We start from the raw sequence: 14,784 nt of genomic DNA, 5'->3' as shown, positions 1-14,784 counted from the left end.
TTTCGGTTGTAGGAGAAAAAATCCGACAGTCGGATTCCCCCTAACGTTGCAAATAACCCCCAAATTGACCCCATATGGGGTACGGGGGGTGTCTACCAGATCTCTTCGCGTAGGTTCGAGCGCTCGTCCTTGCTTTGCGTCCTTTGTTTCCGCAGCTCTGAGTACGTGCGCTTGTGAACCACGTTGTGATGGTGGTTGCAAAGGGGATGAAGCACCTCGCGCCTCTCACCATCATCTGTTGTCACAAACCTTGTCAGCGCCATGGAAGGCTCGCGCCTGACCTCGTGCTCGTGGTGGACCGTGTCGGCCCGCCCGTACCTTCCCTCGGCCGCGCACATCTCGCACTCGTAGTTGTGGTCGAGCATCACCGCGTCGCGCAGCTCCTGCCAGTCGTCGGACTGGTAGAAGGCGTAGAGCCTGTCGTGCTCCATGAGGTCGCGTATCCAGGACTCGAGCGGGCGGTCGCCAGGGATCCTCACGGCGCCTCCCCTCGAACGCACGAGGGCCACGTGGATCTCTCCGCGCGGCCCTCGACACACTCCTGTTGATACCGAAATCTAGCACAAACGACGAACAAATGCGAACATGCATTTATCAGGCGTTTTTCACATTCGCCCAGCCCAGCTTGTCAATGAACACAAAACCTGCACAACATAGCTGCTGGCACCACCGCTTGGAGCTCTGCATGACGTCGGCTATGTCATCCCACGATTCGGCCTGCAAGTAGTACATGCAGATCGCGTCGGCGTACCTGTTCCCCTTGAGCTTTGCAAGGCCGCCCCTGTTGTCCGCACCGTAGAGCACGACAAGCGCCTCGTCGATGTCCTTCTGGAGGTTCGCGGCGCGCTTCTTGAGCCTGCCCTCCATGTCGATGCGCCGGTCGATGGCGTCGGAGACCGTCGTGCCGCCCGAGCCTCTGCCGATCTCGTAGCTCTGCGCCTTGGCCGCCTCGCGCTCCGCCATGCGCTCAAGCATCTCCTCGGTCTTGGAGATCTTGACGCGCTCTGAGCGTATGCCCTCGAAGTATTCCCTGGCGAGCGTCATGGCCTCACCCTACTCCGTCCCGGTCGAGCCGAAGCCGCCGGCGCCTCGCTCGGTCTCGATCAGGTCCTCGACGGGGACGAGCTCGCACGGGACGTAGGGCATGACGACGAGCTGGCAGATGCGCTCGCCCGCCTCGAGGGTGACGGTCTCGTGGCTGTTGTTCACGAGGGCCGCGCCGATCTCGCCGCGATAGCTGGAGTCGATGACCCCGACGGAGTTGCAGAGCGTGACCCCGTGCTTCGCCGATATGCCGGACCTCATGAAGAGCAGCCCGACGCATCCGCTCGGGATGGCGACCGCGAGCCCGCACCCAACGATGACGCGCTCGAATGGCTGGAGCGTGACCGTCTCCGTGATCCTGAGGTCGAAGCCCGCGTCGCCCTCGTGCGCGTACTCGGGCATCGGGAACTCGCTCGTGTTCTTTGCCGGCATCTTTCGTCCGAACATGTCTCCTCCTAGTCGGTGTGGTGGTGGCTGAGTCGCACGAGGCGGGAGGGAACCCATCGGCCCCCGCTCGTCGCGCCGTGCCTACGGATGACGACCTTCTGCCTGTGGCTCATGGCGACGACCTCGTAGGGCTTGCCGCGATAGGAGACCGTGTCGTCCAGGAACAGGGTCACGCCCGCGCTGTCCCTCGGGAGCGTCGCGCGGAGGTCGCGAACCGCGTCGAAGCGGTCGCTCGGAATCTTGTCGTCGCGCCTGAACAGCGCCTTGAGTGTCTTGAACATCTCTCCCCCTAGAACGGTACGTCCTCGTCGTAGACGCCCGGCGCGTTCTGCGCGGTGCCCTGTTGCCTGTCCCGCTTGACGGTCATGAGGTCGACCTCCTCGACGACCACCTCGGTGCGCTTGTGGCTCACCCCGTCGCTCTCCCACGTGCTGGTGCGGAGCCTTCCCTGGACGGCCACCTTGTTGCCCTTGCGGAGCCAGTCCGCCAGAGCCTGGGCGCGAGCGCCGAACAGGACGCAGTCGATCCAGCTCGCCCTGTCTCCCCACGTGCCGTCCGCCTGCTTCACCCTCTCGTTCACCGCCAGGGCGAACGTGAGGACGGGCGTGCCGCCCCTGGTCGAGCGGAGCTCGGCGTCCGCCCCGAGGTTGCCGGACATGGATACCTGGTTGATGCTCATTCGGCACCTCCGAACAGGTCGCAGATCTCCCTGATCTGGCGGGCGCCGAGACCCTTGACCCTCCTGGTCTCGGAGACCCCGATCTGCTTGAGGGCGCGCTGAGCCTTGGCGAAGCCGTATCCGGGCGCGGCCTTCAGGAGCGCGAAGACGCGAGTGTTGGCCGCGACCTTGCTCGTCCCCGCCATCCCGATGAAGTCGGGGACGGAGAGACTTCCGCGCTTGACGTTGATGAGCATCTGGTGGCGCTCGGAGCGGGCCGCCATGGCCTTGCTGAGGTTTTCCCTGCGCTGGTCGCTGGTGAGTGTGGGTACCGGGTTCATTCCAGTTCCTTTCTATGCCTTGGTCGCGCGGTATGACCCGCGGACTCCCACGTCTTTGAGACGTCGGATGGTGATGTCTGCAAGCTGGCGGTCGTAGATGACGAGCTTCTGCGAGGGGATTTCGATGGTGTACCGGGTCTGTGCCTCTGCCGCTTCTCGCGCAGAGCGCTCCTTCGACGCCTCCATCGCCCTTTTCATGACCTCCTGAAGTCGCTGAGAGCTGTCCTTCTTTTCCGCCATCGACTTGCCTCCTCTCCCTCGTTCCGTATAAGTGCTTCTTATTCCTCGGTGGGCCGTTCGCGCCTGACGGTTCGCGGCCCTCTGCGTCGCTTTTCCCGCGACATCGCCGGTCGTGTCGCGAGACGGCGTTTGTCACGCTTCTGTCACTTGCCCCTCGCCCTCCTGGCGGCGTCCTCGAAGGCGGTCGCGGCGAGCGCGTCGCGGCCCGGGAGGACGTGCGCGTAGGTGTTGAGGGTGATGGACGGGCTGGCGTGACCAAGGCGCTCCTGGAGCGTCTTCACGTCGATGCCGTTCATCAGGCACCACGTCGCGTGCGTGTGCCTGAGGCCGTGGAACGTGAGCCTCTTGGGCAACCCCAGGCGGTCCCTGATGGCGCTGAACGCCTCGGAGACCGTCGAGGGGCGCATGTACGTCCCGTCCACGGTCACGAGGGGCGAGTCGGCCCCGAACGGCCCGAGCGTGCGGTCCAGTAGCGCCATGAAGTCGGTCACGACCGCAATGTCGTGCTCGGTGACGGTGACGTTGCGCGAGCGCTTGCCCTTGGTCACCTCGCGCCTGTACGGCCGCTTCCCAGCCTCTTCAATGACGTTCCCGCCGACGTGGACGTAGCGCGCCATCCGGTTGACGTCACGGCGCCTGACCGCGCAGACCTCGCCGCAGCGAAGGCCGGTCCGCAGCACGATCCACGCAGCGAAGGCGTAGACGGCGCGCCTCACGCTCACCTCGTCCTCGGACTCGGGCGAGAGGTCGGCCTCGAGCGCGGCGTCGGTCGCGGCGAAGTCGTACTCGTCCAGTGCGAAAGCCTCGGCGTGCTCCGGGCGCGGCTTCACGGCGCCGGCGACCGGGTTGCCCTCGCAGATCCCCGCGCTGACGAAGTAGTTGTAGGCTCCGCGCAGGAAGTTGTAGACGGCGGTGACGGAGTTGCGCGACAGCCCCTGCCCACCGTCCTTCTTCGGGGTCAGCAGGCGCTGCTGGAACCTGTTCACGTCGAGGACCGTGAGGTCCTGCGCGAGGACGTTCTTGAGGTAGGTCCGCACGTAGTTGTAGGTGAAGAGCCGGTAGGACTTCAGGCTGTTCGGGCTCGCCCCGTTGCGTCCGCACATGGCGATGTACTCGCCGAGAAGGTCGACGAGCAGCGCACTCCTGACCTTGCCGTCGGCGGTGAGGTGGCTCGCCCACGCCTCCGCGAGCCTCTGCGCCTCCTCCTCGTCACGGGCGTCCGGGAAGCGGCGGTAGGGCTTGATCTGGCGACCCAGGGCGTCGGTGCCCATGTACGGTCGGGCGTACCAGATTCCGTCCCGACCCATCTTCACCTTCACGTGCATGGCGACGCCCCTACTGCTTCTCGCCGTGCCCGAACAGCCTGCGCGCGGACGCGATCAGGAGCAGGATTGCGACGACGCAGAGCCCGGACGCGGCAAGGAAGCCGTATCCGGCGCCGAACAGGAATCCGACCGCCACGCTCGCGCAGAGAGCGGATGCGGCGAAGATGATGAAGACCAGGCACCCCATGGCCTTTGCGTTGTTGTCGTCCATTGGTTTCCTTTCTCAGTAGGTGAGCGTTGCGTAGACGATGAAGATCAGAAAGCGCGCGACTGCCAGGGCGCAGCGGTAGAGAGCCCATAGGATCGCGACCGTCGATGCGAACGTCGCCGCAGCGACGGCGATCAGCGCGGCGAGTTGCGTTTGCTTCCTCACTTCGCCCCTTCCGCCTCTCCGATCTCGTCGAGGAGGTAGGCGATGCACTGGCGCGCCTTCTCAAGGTCCTCGCGGCCGTTCTTCTTGCGCCATCTCCAGAGGTACTTGAAGGCGTTGCCCCACCAGTAGGCGGCTATGGGCGGGACGTCGCCGGCGACGGCGCCCATCATCGACGACATGGCGTCCATGCACTCGATGCCGGTCCCCGCGTAGTGCGCCGGATGCTCGACGGCGTCGGTCGCTCCCTGCGCGGTCTCTGCGTCGTCGGTCGTCCCCTTAACGAGCTCGACCAGGGACTTCGCGTGCTCAGATCTGCTTTCAATCATTCGTACCAACTCCAACGATTCCTAGTTTTCCGCTGTTTCCGTTGTGCTCCGCTGCCGTCGGCCGTCGGCCTTCGCAGGTGAGAGAAGCCTTTGACGCCGCAGCGAGGGCGTAACCAAACCCCTGGCACCACAAGCCCCTGAGGGCGATCCTCTGCATCTCGTCAATCTCCAGAGCGAGCTCCGTAGTGAGAGCCAGGCATCGGTCGAAATCGGGGACCGGCGTGCTGACCGTCCTCAGAATCCGGCTCAGAAGCGCTCTCGTATCGCAAACGTGCTGCCTCACCTGCATCGCAGACGCTTGTTTGTCTGCCTCTGCAAAGATCATCCGATAACCCTCCATCCTTCCTTCCAGAGCTCCTTCGTCAGGTTCCTGACCGCGACGTCCGGGTTGCAGGCGGCGCGCTCCCTCTTGAAGATCGGCCACACGATCCAGACGAAGGCGTAGCCGTACCTACCGTTGGACCGCACGTGAACCTTGCGAACCCTGCCGTTGGGCATCTGCACGTACATCGGCACCACCTCCCATGAACTCCCTCTGGGCGGCGGTGAGCTCGGCCGTGCAGCTCGGGCAGAGGTCGACGTAGTCGATCACGGACCCGTAGAACGTTCCCCTGGTCCATCCATCGGGCAGGTCCTCGAAACTCCTCTCCATCCACGTCGTGTAGCCGCCGTCCGTGGACTTGGGTTGCTCTTCGAGCAGCGCGGCGAAGCACGTGGCTCCGCATCGGTCGCACTCGACCCGCATGCCACCGGTCCTCATGAGACGACCCTGGCGCCGCAGTAGGGGCAGTAGCTGAACTTGGGCGTGTAGGGCGGATCGAGCTCGAACCAGCCGTTCTCGCCGTAGAACATCGAGCGTCCGCAGTTCGAGCACAAAAAAGATTCACAGTCCTCATGGGGCTTGATGGCCTCCTGCTCGCCAGTGTCGACCTCGTTGCCGTCCTCGTCCCATTCGGTATCCTCGAGGTCCGGCGTGAAGGTGCAGGTGGTCTCCGCCAGGTCCTCACTGGGCACGTAGACCCTCTCGTCGCACTCGATCCAGTCGGGGCGGAGTCCCGTAGACGGCAGTTTCAGCCCCTTCGTGCCGTCGCTCTTCGCCTTGTCCATGTCTCCTCCTTTGTCTCGTGGTTCCTGTCAGAGGCGGTCGGCGTCGTCCCTCCTGACGCCGCACCCGTCCTGTTCCTCGGTGATCAGGTAGTCGTAGTCCCCGCCGCCAGGGCACTCGTCCTGGCAGGCGCACTCGCAGCAAGCGACCGCGTATCCCGCCTGGCACTCGGACGACGGCTCGAGGCAGGGCATGAGCTCGTCGACCGAGCACGCGCACACGCCGTCGTTGAACAGCCCGTCGTAGCCGTGCTGCCTGAGCCAGTCGGCAAGGATCTCCCTGACGTTCGGGGTCACCGCGCATCGCCGCCGTCCGTGAAGTCGGCGTTCTGGAGGATGCTCACAAACCGCTCGACCTGCGGGCTCCTCCACGCGGTCATCGCGTAGGGCTTCGGGTCCTCGTAGTGGTAGCCGTTGCGCTCGATGTGCTCGCAACACTCGCGGTAGGTCAGGAACATCGTGTTCTTCGCGATGACCCGGTGGGCGCACTTGTAGGTGACGTCGAAGCAGAAGGAGCTCGCGTAGTCCTCGATTGCGCGCTCGATCTCGGACTGGCGGCAGCCGATGGTGCTCACGTGCCCCTCGTCGTCGAGGTCGAGGTATCCGTGGTCGTCAAGCCATGAGCTCGCGTAGTCCTCTCCGCCCATGTCCAGGGCAGCCTTGTACGCACAGTCAAGCGCCTCCTGGAGCGTCTTCGACGAGACGAGCTCTGACTCGTCGTAGAAGTCGACCCGACCGATATCGTCGTCCTCGGTGCACAGGCGCCACTCAAGCGTCGTGACGACCCAGAATCGCGGGTCCGCTTGGCAGAAGTGCTCCTGGGTGTTCAGCTCGTCCTGAAGCTCGCGGAGGAACCTCAGGTCGTCGGTCGATATGTTCATCGCTTCCTCCTTCTCTCTCGGTAGGCTTTCTCGCAGCAGGCCGACGAGCAGTAGCGCTGCGACGCGCTCCTCCTCCTGACGCGGCCGCCGCATGTGGGGCAGGTGATCCACCCGTAGTCCTTGGGCGCCCTGAGCCCCTTGTCCAGGCACGCGCGGCACGTCCTCTGCTGGACACCGCGCTTGGTGGAGCGGATGTCGGGCGTGAACTCCTTCCCGCAGACCCCGCACTTCCGTGGGCGCAGGTTCGCCTCTGCGGTCGCCTTGACGAGCATCGCCGTCGCGATCGCGGCCTCGAGGGTCGCGCGGTCGCTCCACGCTGGGCCGCCGTTCATGATCCCGATCAGGTCTCTTGGCACCGCCTTGAGGTTCGTCGGGTCGAGGTTGGAGTGGTCGCCGTCGCAGAACAGGACGAGCCACCCGTCGGGAAGCGTGAGGCCGCGCGTGCGCTCCCAGACCAGCACGTGCTTCGGGACCCAGTTGTCCTTGCTGCCGGGAACCTCGGCATCCTCGCGCACCTTGACGAGGGTGTAGCCCTTGCCCGTGTCGCGCTCGTAGCCGACGGGGCGGCGGTGCCAGTCCTGGGCGGTCGTCCGCCCGCGCTTGCTCTGCGTGCCGTGCGCGGTGCGGAAGGCGCTCACCTGGGTGCCGGTGAGCGTGATCCCGAAGCGCTCGCGGAACTTCTCGACGATCGACGGGATGGACCCGTTGTCGTTCGCGAGCATGAACGCCGTCATCTCCGGCTCCTTTGACCACCTGACGACCCGCTCGGCGCGCTTCCTGCGCTCGCTGTCCTTGGGCCGATGCAGCCCGCGCTGGTTTGCCTTGACGTAGAGCGCGGTCTCGCTCTTGACGCATCCGAACGTGGCGTTGAGCTCGCGTGTGAGCTCGTGGATGTCGGTGGTTCCGTAGCGCGCGTCGAGCCAGGCAAGCATCTCCGGCGTCCACGACCTGAGCGCGGCCATCACTGGCCGTCCGTCAGCATGCGCGGCAGCCGCGTGTGCGCGTTCATGGCGCCGTCCTGGAACTCGAGGGCGCGCAGCGCCGTGTTGGCGGTCGCGACGACCTGCTGGGCGACGCCGGTGACGGCCTTGGAGCGCTCGATCTCGCGGTCGAGCTCTTCCGGAGTCATGCTCTCGTCGCCAAGCCGCTCGAGCTGAGCGAACAGATGGTTCGTGAGGTCTCCGAGCGTGTTCTGAACTCCCATGTCAGCCCCTTTCCGGTGGAAACGCGTACTCGCCGCCGAGCCCGTCGCAGAAGGTCACGCCGTCGGCCCTCACCGTGAACACCCTCCCGTCGTCGGCCCGCTCGACGATCGCCACCGGGAACGCGACGGTTCCCGAAGCCTCGCCGACGAGGATCGCGGCATGGGGAGTTGATTGCTGGAAGAACCCGTGGAAGAGGACCTGGAACGTCCTGGGCCGGCCCGTCTCGTCGTCCCAGATCTCCGCACGCGCGACGCGTGGGAGCCAGGACATGAGACATCCTGCCGGCGTCATGCGAAACACCGCCAAGCACCTGAAGAATGTTGAAAACTGGGTTTCTGGCTGTGGAAAAGTCGAAGTTTTCCACAAGAAAGAAGGAGCAAGAAAGAAGGACTTGCTTCAAACGTTGCCCTTACAACGCGCTCTGTTCTGTTCTGTCTTAAGGACAGAACAGAGCGCTGTACTGTACTGTTCTGTTCTGTATTGTTATGTATTGTTGGGCTTGAGCCAGTTTTATAGCACCGCTTAAGCACCGCTATTAGCACCGCTGCAAGCGCGGTATCACTCGGCTTCATCGCTCACCTCCGCAGGCTTCTTCTTGCGCTTGGAGCTTCCGCCCTTCGACGCGTTGTATCGCTGGCGCCCGAAGTACAGCGCCTCCTCGTCCATGTGCTCGCAGTGGATGTCACCGTCCTCGTTGACCTGTACGAGATCGAGATCAATGAGGTTGTCGATGAACTTGCGGCAGGCTTCGCGAGTGACGAGGTCGTTGAAGGGACCACCCTGGAACTGAAGTGACTGGACGAGAAGCGTCATGTCCTCCTCCGTCTGGAGGGAGACCTTGTGCCCCGTCACTGTCGCTAGGTACTCGCACATGAGCCACCATCGCCCGTACCCCTCGACACCGCAGCGGATCATGAGCTTGCGCAGCTTATCGTTCGTCCCAGAGTTCGACATGTGACGGAACCACGCCATGGACGAGCGGGCATATTCCTCAATCGCCTCCATGTCCTCCTTGGCCTTCGCCATTCGCTATCACCTCCTCGTCGTAGATGGACCGCTTGGTCAAGATCCGCATGTCCGGGTGCCGCTTGAGCAGCCACCTGGCGAGCATCGGCGTGATGGAGTTGCTGATGCCGTATCTGTGCTCGATGCCACGCTCGTCGAAGAACGGGACCGGCACGAGCTTCACGGAGCCCTCGTAGCGCTGGCGCTCGACGAGGTACTTCGTGGAGACCCGGAAGCCCTTCTCGTGCATCGAGACGGCAACGAGCTCCATCTCGCGCGCGGCGTCCGGGTTGAGGCGCATCCACGTCTCGAAGAGCTCGACCTGGTCGCGGCGCCTGAGCGGCCACGGCCTGGGGTTGGCGCGCTCCTGGGCCATGACGGCCTCAAGGCTCTGGGTGTAGTCGTCGAGGTTCATGAGACCACCCACCCGTCGCGCGACTGGTAGAGGACGGGCACCTTGGCGTCGGCGACCAGCTTCTCTACCTCGATAGCAGCGTCGAGCCTCGTGGCGCTCTCCGGCAGGCCGAGGTCGACGATGGTGCGCACGTCGCCGGCGCCCGAGTCGGGCACGGGCTTGCCGCGCAGGTCCTCGACGTAGGCGACCCACCGCCCGGACGAGTCTCGGCCGCTGTAGACCTTCAGCAGCGGCTTCATTCCATCACCCTCTTCCAGGTGATGAACTTGGCCTGGTCGTTGGTGCTCCCGGCGGTCCTGATGCCGCACTCGGGGCACTGGAGCCGCGTCACGTCGATGCCCGTCTTCTTCTCGACGGGAGCGCATCCGCACGCGCGGCACGGCGGCATGTCCTCAAGCTCGAGGAAGCGGCGCTCCTCGCCGTCCAGATAATTCACGATCCTCATACGGCGACCACCGGCGCCCAGCAGCGCCTGATCCAGTCATCGACGTCGTCTCGCGAGATGCGGATGTTCCTGCGCCTCGCGGACGGGTCGGAGGCGGGGTGGTTGAAGGCCGGGAGGTCGCCGCTCGCAATGGCGGCGTTGATGTCCTTCTCGGCGACCTGGGCGTACTTGGCGGCCTCCGTGATGCAGAGCCACCCGTGCTCGACCTCACGGGACCTCATAGGGACATCACCACCCACATGCCGTAGGCGACCATCGCGCCGAGCGCGGCGAGCGGGATCCACCAGCCGACAACGTCGCAGACCGCGAAGAGCGCGGCGCACGCGAGCATGGGCAGGATGCCCGTGATGGTCATGGCGGCGATTGCACACAATCCCCAGCGCTTCCAGCGCGGGAGGTGCGCTAAGATGTCTGTTGTCGGTTGCTCAGCGCTAACTGACATGCCCGTTCGGTGGTGCAACACCGGGCGGGCGCTTTCGTAAGCGGCGCTATTAGCGGTGCTTGAAGCGCTGCTAACAGCGCCGCTGTTCTGCTTCCTCACGACTATCCCTCCTTCGGAAACGCGCACAGGTCATTAGGGGTGCATCCCAGGGCTTCGGCGAGCTTGCACGCCGTCTCAAGAAGCGGTGCGGTCTCACCGCGCAGGTACTGGCGTACCGCGTCGATGGAGACACCCGACTTCGCCGACAGCTGCTCAGCGTTCATGTCCGCCTCGGCCATAAGCACACGAAGCCGCTTGCGCAGAACCTGTTTGAACTCAGTCACGGCCGTCCTCCTCTCTGAATCTACGAATATCGTATGTCGTGCTATAGCCTATCTACGAATACGGGATAAGTCAACAACAAAATACCAATTTCGTAGATTTGATTACACGATATTGGTAGAATGGACGTCGAAGGAGGTAGAACGATGAGCTACAGCCTGAAAATGAAGGAGCTTCGAAAGATAAAGAAGCTGACCCAAGGTCAGCTAGCAGCGATGATTGGTGAGACCGAGAGGGTTGTTGGCGCGTGGGAGCGCGGAGAAACCGCTTTGCCATTGGACAGCGCCTATCAGATCGCACTTGCTCTTGGTTGCAGCGTCAACGATCTGTGTGGCTGGCCGAAGGGCAAAAACGAGGGCCGCGTCTTCTCGGATGGCTACGAAGAAGAGCTGCTTGACACATATCGTGCCTCCACCCCTGAGTGGCGTGATCACATCCTCAAGACCGCCCGTTCGTCGGCGGTCATGTCTAAAGATATGGCCGAACGTCCTTCAGATGAAGCCGAAAGACGCGAGGCAATATAGGGCTTGGTAAAAGGGGCGCTCGCCCTTGAGGAAAGGAGATCACATGGCAAGGAAGGCACTTGCGGTGGCCGCGTCGCTCGTCGTCGCGCTGTCCTTCGCGGGGTGCGGCTCGACGGCACCCGAAAGCACGGCTGAGGAGCCTGCGGCCCAGCAGCAGGAGGCGAAGCAGACGACGGAGGTCGACTTCGACGGCACCGGGCTCGAGGACACGGGCGCCGGCACGATGTACCTCTCCTCGGCCGCAGGCACGACCGAGGACGGCAACGTGCCCGAGATCGTCGCCGACGGCATGGACCTCATGCAGATCGGCATCAACTACTTCGACGGAGACGGCAGCGTCTGCACGGTCTACGTCGACGGGATGGATAACATGCGCCTGAACGCCGGCAGCGTGCAGATGCAGCTCGAGCTCACCGGCCCGGCGCTCGAGCCGGGGACGCACAAGGTCGAGGTCGTCGCCCAGGACGGCGACACCGTGACGATCTACAAGTCCGCGGAGTACAAGATCGCCGAGTAGGCGTGAACAGAATAGACCCCGTGCGGCTTCTTGGCGGACGACGCACGGGGTCACGGGAAGAGTGCGGAGGTGCACCCTTATGGCTAATTCTACCAGCAGGGGCAGGAAGCGCGCATCGTTGGGATCCAAAAAGGAGGTCTCGCCCGGCGTGTGGCAGGTGCGCGTGAGCGTGGGCTACCGCCCGGACGGAGGTCAGAGGCGCGTCACTGAGTACGTCCACGGCGACGAGAGGGACGCCGACACCGCGATCCTGAGGCTTGCGGCGTCCATGCGCAAGAACGTTAACCTGGGCAGGGGTACCGATCTCGACACCTACTTCTGGGTCCAGTTCGCGCCGGGCAGGCGCGCGTCCACGACTCGGGCGAACGCCGAGACGTGCGAGAGCGTCTACCGCTGCCACATAGGGCCGCACTTCGGCAGGTGGCCCATGGACAAGATCGACAACCGGGAGATCCAGAGCTGGATCTACACGCTCCCTCCCCAGAGCGCTGACACGTACGTGAGGGTCATGCGCACGATCATGACACAGGCTCACTTCGACCACGTCATCGACGAGAACCCCATGGGGAGCGGGTACAACTTCAAGTACCCGAGGGGGAAGGACACGACGCCCCTGCCGGTGTGGGGCGTCCCCGAAGTCCTCGCGTGCCTCGAGCGGCTGAGGGGCCACCGGCTCTTCGCGCTGTGGTGCGTCATGACGGGAGGCGGGGCGTCCAGGTCCGAGGCGCTGGCGCTCGACTGGGAGGACATTACCTTCGCCCCGGTCCTCGGTCTCGACGGCACGGAGCACATGGTCGCCATGGCGCCCATCACGAAGGCGGTGACGTCGCGCGACGGGGAGAAGGAGCCGAAGAACGCGCGGCGCTACCGCACGATGCGGATCCAGCCGCCGTTCTCCGACGAGCTCTACGCCATGCGCGGGAGCGGCCCGATCTGCGTCGGGCGCCAGGGCGGGAGGATGTCGGCAAACTACCTCCCGAAGGTATGGAAAAGGCTCTTCCGCAAGGGGGACCTGCTGCACGGCCTTCCCTTCGTCGGGATCAACCGCATGCGCGCCACGAACGCGACGATAATGCAGAGCGCGGGCGTCGACAGCACGGTCATCAACGCCATGCAGGGAAGGTCGCGCGACTCCAAGGTGCTCTACAGCAACTACCTGTCCCCGTACCAGGAGACGTTCGACAGCGCGGGCCGCGCCATGACGGGCGTTTTATACCAAAATGCGACGGGCTAGGAAGGTTCGTTAGGTACCTTTAGGAAGTCGTTAGCCACATCGGCATAAGAAACGAAAAAGAGGCCAGAGGGATTTACCCTCTGGCCTCGTCATTGATGGTGGGCGTTACAAGATTTGAACTTGTGACCTCTTCCGTGTCAGGGAAGCGCTCTCCCCCTGAGCTAAACGCCCGTTCAGGGTGCGCGTTTCAGCGCGGGAAATAATATACCGAACACCCGCGACGCTGTAAAGCACCAATTTGAAAAAGTTTTCGCTCCCCCACAACTCGCCGACTATCCCGCGCTCGGCAGCGAAGTCGGCCACCCCCTCTGCACCCGTCCCCCTCCGAAACAAAAGCGTGCACGCACGCGATCGTCTCGCCTGCAGCCTCCGTCAGCGAGACGATGGCGTCCATGCACACCATTGTTTCACCGGCCTCCGGCGACGAACCGGAATCCACACGTTTCACCGGTCGTCGGCGCCTTTCGCCGGCTCCGGCGATGAGCCGGCACCCTCGTGCTCCACTAGCCACCGGCGGCGAGCCGGCGGCCCGGGCGACCGGCAGAAAAAAGAAGCCGGCGGGCGCTGCAGCGCTCCACCGGCCGCAACGCTTAACCGGCCTCCGGCACGAGCCGGCGGGCGCCGCAGCACTTCACCGGCCCCAGCGGCGAGCCGCCCCGCCCCTATCGGTCCGCAGGCGGAAGCTTCCCGCCGATCTGCATGTTCTCGAAGGTGTCGGCTATGAAGTCGTCATCGAAGTGCGTGTCGACGTACACCTCGAAGGGGTTGCTCGGCGGCACGCCCCGATGCCGCTGGCCCGCGCGCCAGAAGCACGCCACCGTCATCACGATATCGAGCGTCATGAAGGCGGTCAGCACGCCCACCACGACCATCTGCCGGGTCGTGGTGGGCTGGCCGATGCGGTAGATGAGTTCGGGCATGATGACCTTGCACCAGGTGAGCCCGATGAGCCCCCACATGGCGAGGAAGCGCCAGGCGACCCATTGGGTGATGTGGTCCGGCAATCCGAGATAGGTCCACGACTCCGCGTTCGCGAAGCGCTCCATGCCCCATCCCGTCGTCTGCTCGAGCGCGCCGCCGAGCAGAGCGGAGAGCAGGAAGATCTGCCACCAGGGCCGGTCGCGCACCTGCCACAGGCAGACGGTGAGCAGAACGGCCCCGCAGCCGTACAGCGGGGAGAACGGCCCCCACACCAGCCCCACGCGGCTCTCCACGACGCCGAACATGACGAAGGTGTACACCGTCTCGAGCACGAGCCCGAGCACCGACGCGATCAGGAAGATGATGATGTACTGGTAGATCGAGGGCGGATGCGCCTCGAGGTACTCGTTGCGCAGGAAGGTCTTCGTGTCGCGGATGATGCGCCGCTGGGCCTTGGCGAGCTTGGCGCGCATGCGGCGCCTGCCGAACCGCTCGACCTCGCGCCAGACCGCGCCCTCGTAGACGCTCTCGTCGAGGATGCCCTCGGACACGAGGCGGTTGAACTCCCGGCCGGACCCGCGGGCGTCATGGTGCTTCTGAACGAGCCAGATGACGGCACGGCAGAGCAGGAAGACGAATATGATGAGCAGCGAAATCCGAAACAAGGCTACCTCTCGACGACGCGCGCTGGATCCGTTCTCTCAGGATGCCATTGTATCGCACCGGATTTTTTAGATTCCCCCTTGCGGCCCCCTCGCAAATCGCGTATAGTACTTCCTCGCAAGCGGACATGGCTCAGTTGGTAGAGCACAACCTTGCCAAGGTTGGGGTCGCGGGTTCGAGCCCCGTTGTCCGCTCCATCGCATGCAGGGAGCCGGTTTTACTCGAATCGGCTCTTTTCATATCGGCGAAGTGGCCAAGTGGTAAGGCAGAGGCCTGCAAAGCCTTTACCCCCGGTTCGAATCCGGGCTTCGCCTCCAGGGACGCCCCGAGGGCCCCGGCGCAGCGCCGGGGCC

The 14,784-nt window shown here is 64.2% G+C and carries 29 protein-coding genes and 3 tRNA genes; 5 read left to right on the top strand and 27 right to left on the bottom strand.

Annotated features, from left to right (window positions below; all coding sequences use genetic code 11):
* Positions 1-92: 92 nt before the first annotated feature.
* The 25 genes from PHA29_RS00805 to PHA29_RS00685 all read right to left on the bottom strand — a co-directional run bounded on the left by PHA29_RS00805 (position 93) and on the right by PHA29_RS00685 (position 10,574).
* Positions 93-479, bottom strand: coding sequence for a hypothetical protein (locus PHA29_RS00805; protein ID WP_270847514.1), 387 nt, complete (start codon positions 477-479; stop codon positions 93-95).
* Between the two features lie 115 nt (positions 480-594).
* Positions 595-1,044: a hypothetical protein gene (locus PHA29_RS00800; protein WP_270847513.1), complete on the bottom strand. Its 450-nt coding sequence runs from the start codon at positions 1,042-1,044 to the stop codon at positions 595-597.
* Between the two features lie 9 nt (positions 1,045-1,053).
* Positions 1,054-1,491 carry a dUTP diphosphatase gene (dut, locus tag PHA29_RS00795; protein ID WP_270847512.1) on the bottom strand — a complete coding sequence of 146 codons (438 nt, stop codon included), beginning with the start codon at positions 1,489-1,491 and terminating at the stop codon, positions 1,054-1,056.
* 8 nt (positions 1,492-1,499) lie between these two features.
* On the bottom strand, positions 1,500-1,772 hold the full coding sequence (locus PHA29_RS00790) for a hypothetical protein (RefSeq protein WP_270847511.1): 273 nt from the start codon (positions 1,770-1,772) through the stop codon (positions 1,500-1,502).
* A gap of 8 nt (positions 1,773-1,780) precedes the next feature.
* Positions 1,781-2,170: a single-stranded DNA-binding protein gene (locus PHA29_RS00785; RefSeq protein ID WP_270847509.1), complete on the bottom strand. Its 390-nt coding sequence runs from the start codon at positions 2,168-2,170 to the stop codon at positions 1,781-1,783.
* The gene (gene mihF, locus PHA29_RS00780; RefSeq protein WP_270847508.1) at positions 2,167-2,490 is read right to left on the bottom strand and encodes an integration host factor, actinobacterial type; all 324 of its coding nucleotides are present in this window, start codon (positions 2,488-2,490) and stop codon (positions 2,167-2,169) included. The genes PHA29_RS00785 and mihF overlap by 4 nt, the downstream gene beginning before the upstream one ends.
* A gap of 12 nt (positions 2,491-2,502) precedes the next feature.
* Entirely contained in the window at positions 2,503-2,730 is a 228-nt protein-coding gene (locus tag PHA29_RS00775) for a hypothetical protein (protein WP_270847507.1), read from the bottom strand.
* 143 nt (positions 2,731-2,873) lie between these two features.
* The gene (locus tag PHA29_RS00770) at positions 2,874-4,055 is read right to left on the bottom strand and encodes a tyrosine-type recombinase/integrase (RefSeq protein ID WP_270847505.1); all 1,182 of its coding nucleotides are present in this window, start codon (positions 4,053-4,055) and stop codon (positions 2,874-2,876) included.
* Positions 4,056-4,065: 10 nt separating this feature from the next.
* Positions 4,066-4,266, bottom strand: coding sequence for a hypothetical protein (locus PHA29_RS00765; protein ID WP_270847504.1), 201 nt, complete (start codon positions 4,264-4,266; stop codon positions 4,066-4,068).
* Positions 4,267-4,278: 12 nt separating this feature from the next.
* The gene (locus tag PHA29_RS00760; RefSeq protein ID WP_270847502.1) at positions 4,279-4,428 is read right to left on the bottom strand and encodes a hypothetical protein; all 150 of its coding nucleotides are present in this window, start codon (positions 4,426-4,428) and stop codon (positions 4,279-4,281) included.
* Entirely contained in the window at positions 4,425-4,754 is a 330-nt protein-coding gene (locus PHA29_RS00755) for a DUF3310 domain-containing protein (protein ID WP_270847500.1), read from the bottom strand. The genes PHA29_RS00760 and PHA29_RS00755 overlap by 4 nt, the downstream gene beginning before the upstream one ends.
* Before the next feature lie 451 nt (positions 4,755-5,205).
* The gene (locus PHA29_RS00750) at positions 5,206-5,514 is read right to left on the bottom strand and encodes a hypothetical protein (RefSeq protein WP_270847498.1); all 309 of its coding nucleotides are present in this window, start codon (positions 5,512-5,514) and stop codon (positions 5,206-5,208) included.
* On the bottom strand, positions 5,511-5,861 hold the full coding sequence (locus tag PHA29_RS00745) for a hypothetical protein (protein WP_270847497.1): 351 nt from the start codon (positions 5,859-5,861) through the stop codon (positions 5,511-5,513). The genes PHA29_RS00750 and PHA29_RS00745 overlap by 4 nt, the downstream gene beginning before the upstream one ends.
* A 27-nt stretch (positions 5,862-5,888) precedes the next feature.
* Positions 5,889-6,155, bottom strand: coding sequence for a hypothetical protein (locus tag PHA29_RS00740; RefSeq protein WP_270847495.1), 267 nt, complete (start codon positions 6,153-6,155; stop codon positions 5,889-5,891).
* On the bottom strand, positions 6,152-6,739 hold the full coding sequence (locus PHA29_RS00735; protein WP_270847493.1) for a hypothetical protein: 588 nt from the start codon (positions 6,737-6,739) through the stop codon (positions 6,152-6,154). Before PHA29_RS00735 ends, PHA29_RS00740 begins: the two co-directional genes overlap by 4 nt.
* The gene (locus PHA29_RS00730) at positions 6,736-7,701 is read right to left on the bottom strand and encodes an HNH endonuclease (RefSeq protein WP_270847491.1); all 966 of its coding nucleotides are present in this window, start codon (positions 7,699-7,701) and stop codon (positions 6,736-6,738) included. Before PHA29_RS00730 ends, PHA29_RS00735 begins: the two co-directional genes overlap by 4 nt.
* Complete coding sequence (locus PHA29_RS00725; RefSeq protein WP_270847489.1) at positions 7,701-7,943, bottom strand: hypothetical protein; 243 nt, start codon at positions 7,941-7,943, stop codon at positions 7,701-7,703. Before PHA29_RS00725 ends, PHA29_RS00730 begins: the two co-directional genes overlap by 1 nt.
* Position 7,944: 1 nt before the next feature.
* Complete coding sequence (locus PHA29_RS00720; RefSeq protein ID WP_270847488.1) at positions 7,945-8,214, bottom strand: hypothetical protein; 270 nt, start codon at positions 8,212-8,214, stop codon at positions 7,945-7,947.
* 288 nt (positions 8,215-8,502) lie between these two features.
* Positions 8,503-8,970: a Lin1244/Lin1753 domain-containing protein gene (locus PHA29_RS00715; protein ID WP_270847487.1), complete on the bottom strand. Its 468-nt coding sequence runs from the start codon at positions 8,968-8,970 to the stop codon at positions 8,503-8,505.
* The gene (locus tag PHA29_RS00710) at positions 8,936-9,364 is read right to left on the bottom strand and encodes a hypothetical protein (RefSeq protein ID WP_270847485.1); all 429 of its coding nucleotides are present in this window, start codon (positions 9,362-9,364) and stop codon (positions 8,936-8,938) included. The genes PHA29_RS00715 and PHA29_RS00710 overlap by 35 nt, the downstream gene beginning before the upstream one ends.
* The gene (locus tag PHA29_RS00705) at positions 9,361-9,603 is read right to left on the bottom strand and encodes a hypothetical protein (protein WP_270847483.1); all 243 of its coding nucleotides are present in this window, start codon (positions 9,601-9,603) and stop codon (positions 9,361-9,363) included. Before PHA29_RS00705 ends, PHA29_RS00710 begins: the two co-directional genes overlap by 4 nt.
* Entirely contained in the window at positions 9,600-9,809 is a 210-nt protein-coding gene (locus tag PHA29_RS00700) for a hypothetical protein (protein ID WP_270847482.1), read from the bottom strand. The genes PHA29_RS00705 and PHA29_RS00700 overlap by 4 nt, the downstream gene beginning before the upstream one ends.
* A complete protein-coding gene (locus tag PHA29_RS00695) occupies positions 9,806-10,030 on the bottom strand; it encodes a helix-turn-helix domain-containing protein (RefSeq protein WP_270847481.1) in 225 nt (74 codons plus the stop codon). The genes PHA29_RS00700 and PHA29_RS00695 overlap by 4 nt, the downstream gene beginning before the upstream one ends.
* On the bottom strand, positions 10,027-10,251 hold the full coding sequence (locus tag PHA29_RS00690; protein WP_270847479.1) for a hypothetical protein: 225 nt from the start codon (positions 10,249-10,251) through the stop codon (positions 10,027-10,029). The genes PHA29_RS00695 and PHA29_RS00690 overlap by 4 nt, the downstream gene beginning before the upstream one ends.
* A gap of 101 nt (positions 10,252-10,352) precedes the next feature.
* A complete protein-coding gene (locus PHA29_RS00685) occupies positions 10,353-10,574 on the bottom strand; it encodes a helix-turn-helix domain-containing protein (RefSeq protein ID WP_270847478.1) in 222 nt (73 codons plus the stop codon).
* A 144-nt stretch (positions 10,575-10,718) separates the two neighbouring features.
* Between PHA29_RS00685 and PHA29_RS00680 the strand changes: the two genes are divergently transcribed.
* From PHA29_RS00680 to PHA29_RS00670, 3 genes are all read left to right on the top strand, one after another.
* Entirely contained in the window at positions 10,719-11,096 is a 378-nt protein-coding gene (locus tag PHA29_RS00680; RefSeq protein ID WP_270847476.1) for a helix-turn-helix transcriptional regulator, read from the top strand.
* Positions 11,097-11,139: 43 nt separating this feature from the next.
* Complete coding sequence (locus tag PHA29_RS00675) at positions 11,140-11,613, top strand: hypothetical protein (protein WP_270847475.1); 474 nt, start codon at positions 11,140-11,142, stop codon at positions 11,611-11,613.
* Between the two features lie 79 nt (positions 11,614-11,692).
* Positions 11,693-12,847 (top strand): hypothetical protein, encoded by a 1,155-nt coding sequence (locus PHA29_RS00670; RefSeq protein ID WP_270847474.1) that lies wholly within the window; start codon positions 11,693-11,695, stop codon positions 12,845-12,847.
* 96 nt (positions 12,848-12,943) lie between these two features.
* Here PHA29_RS00670 and PHA29_RS00665 read toward each other — a convergent pair.
* Together PHA29_RS00665 and PHA29_RS00660 are read right to left on the bottom strand one after the other, a co-directional pair.
* Positions 12,944-13,018, bottom strand: a tRNA-Val gene (locus PHA29_RS00665).
* 491 nt (positions 13,019-13,509) lie between these two features.
* Positions 13,510-14,433 (bottom strand): putative ABC transporter permease, encoded by a 924-nt coding sequence (locus tag PHA29_RS00660; protein WP_270847473.1) that lies wholly within the window; start codon positions 14,431-14,433, stop codon positions 13,510-13,512.
* A gap of 119 nt (positions 14,434-14,552) precedes the next feature.
* Here PHA29_RS00660 and PHA29_RS00655 point away from each other — a divergent pair.
* A tRNA-Gly gene (locus tag PHA29_RS00655) sits at positions 14,553-14,628 on the top strand.
* Between the two features lie 46 nt (positions 14,629-14,674).
* A tRNA-Cys gene (locus tag PHA29_RS00650) sits at positions 14,675-14,748 on the top strand.
* Positions 14,749-14,784 lie beyond the last annotated feature (36 nt).

This window comes from Candidatus Collinsella stercoripullorum (assembly GCF_027669965.1).
Classification (GTDB): Bacteria; Actinomycetota; Coriobacteriia; order Coriobacteriales; family Coriobacteriaceae; genus Collinsella; species Collinsella stercoripullorum.
The sequence above is the reverse complement of the archived record's forward strand: the minus strand, read 5'-3'. Positions and strand labels throughout refer to the sequence as shown.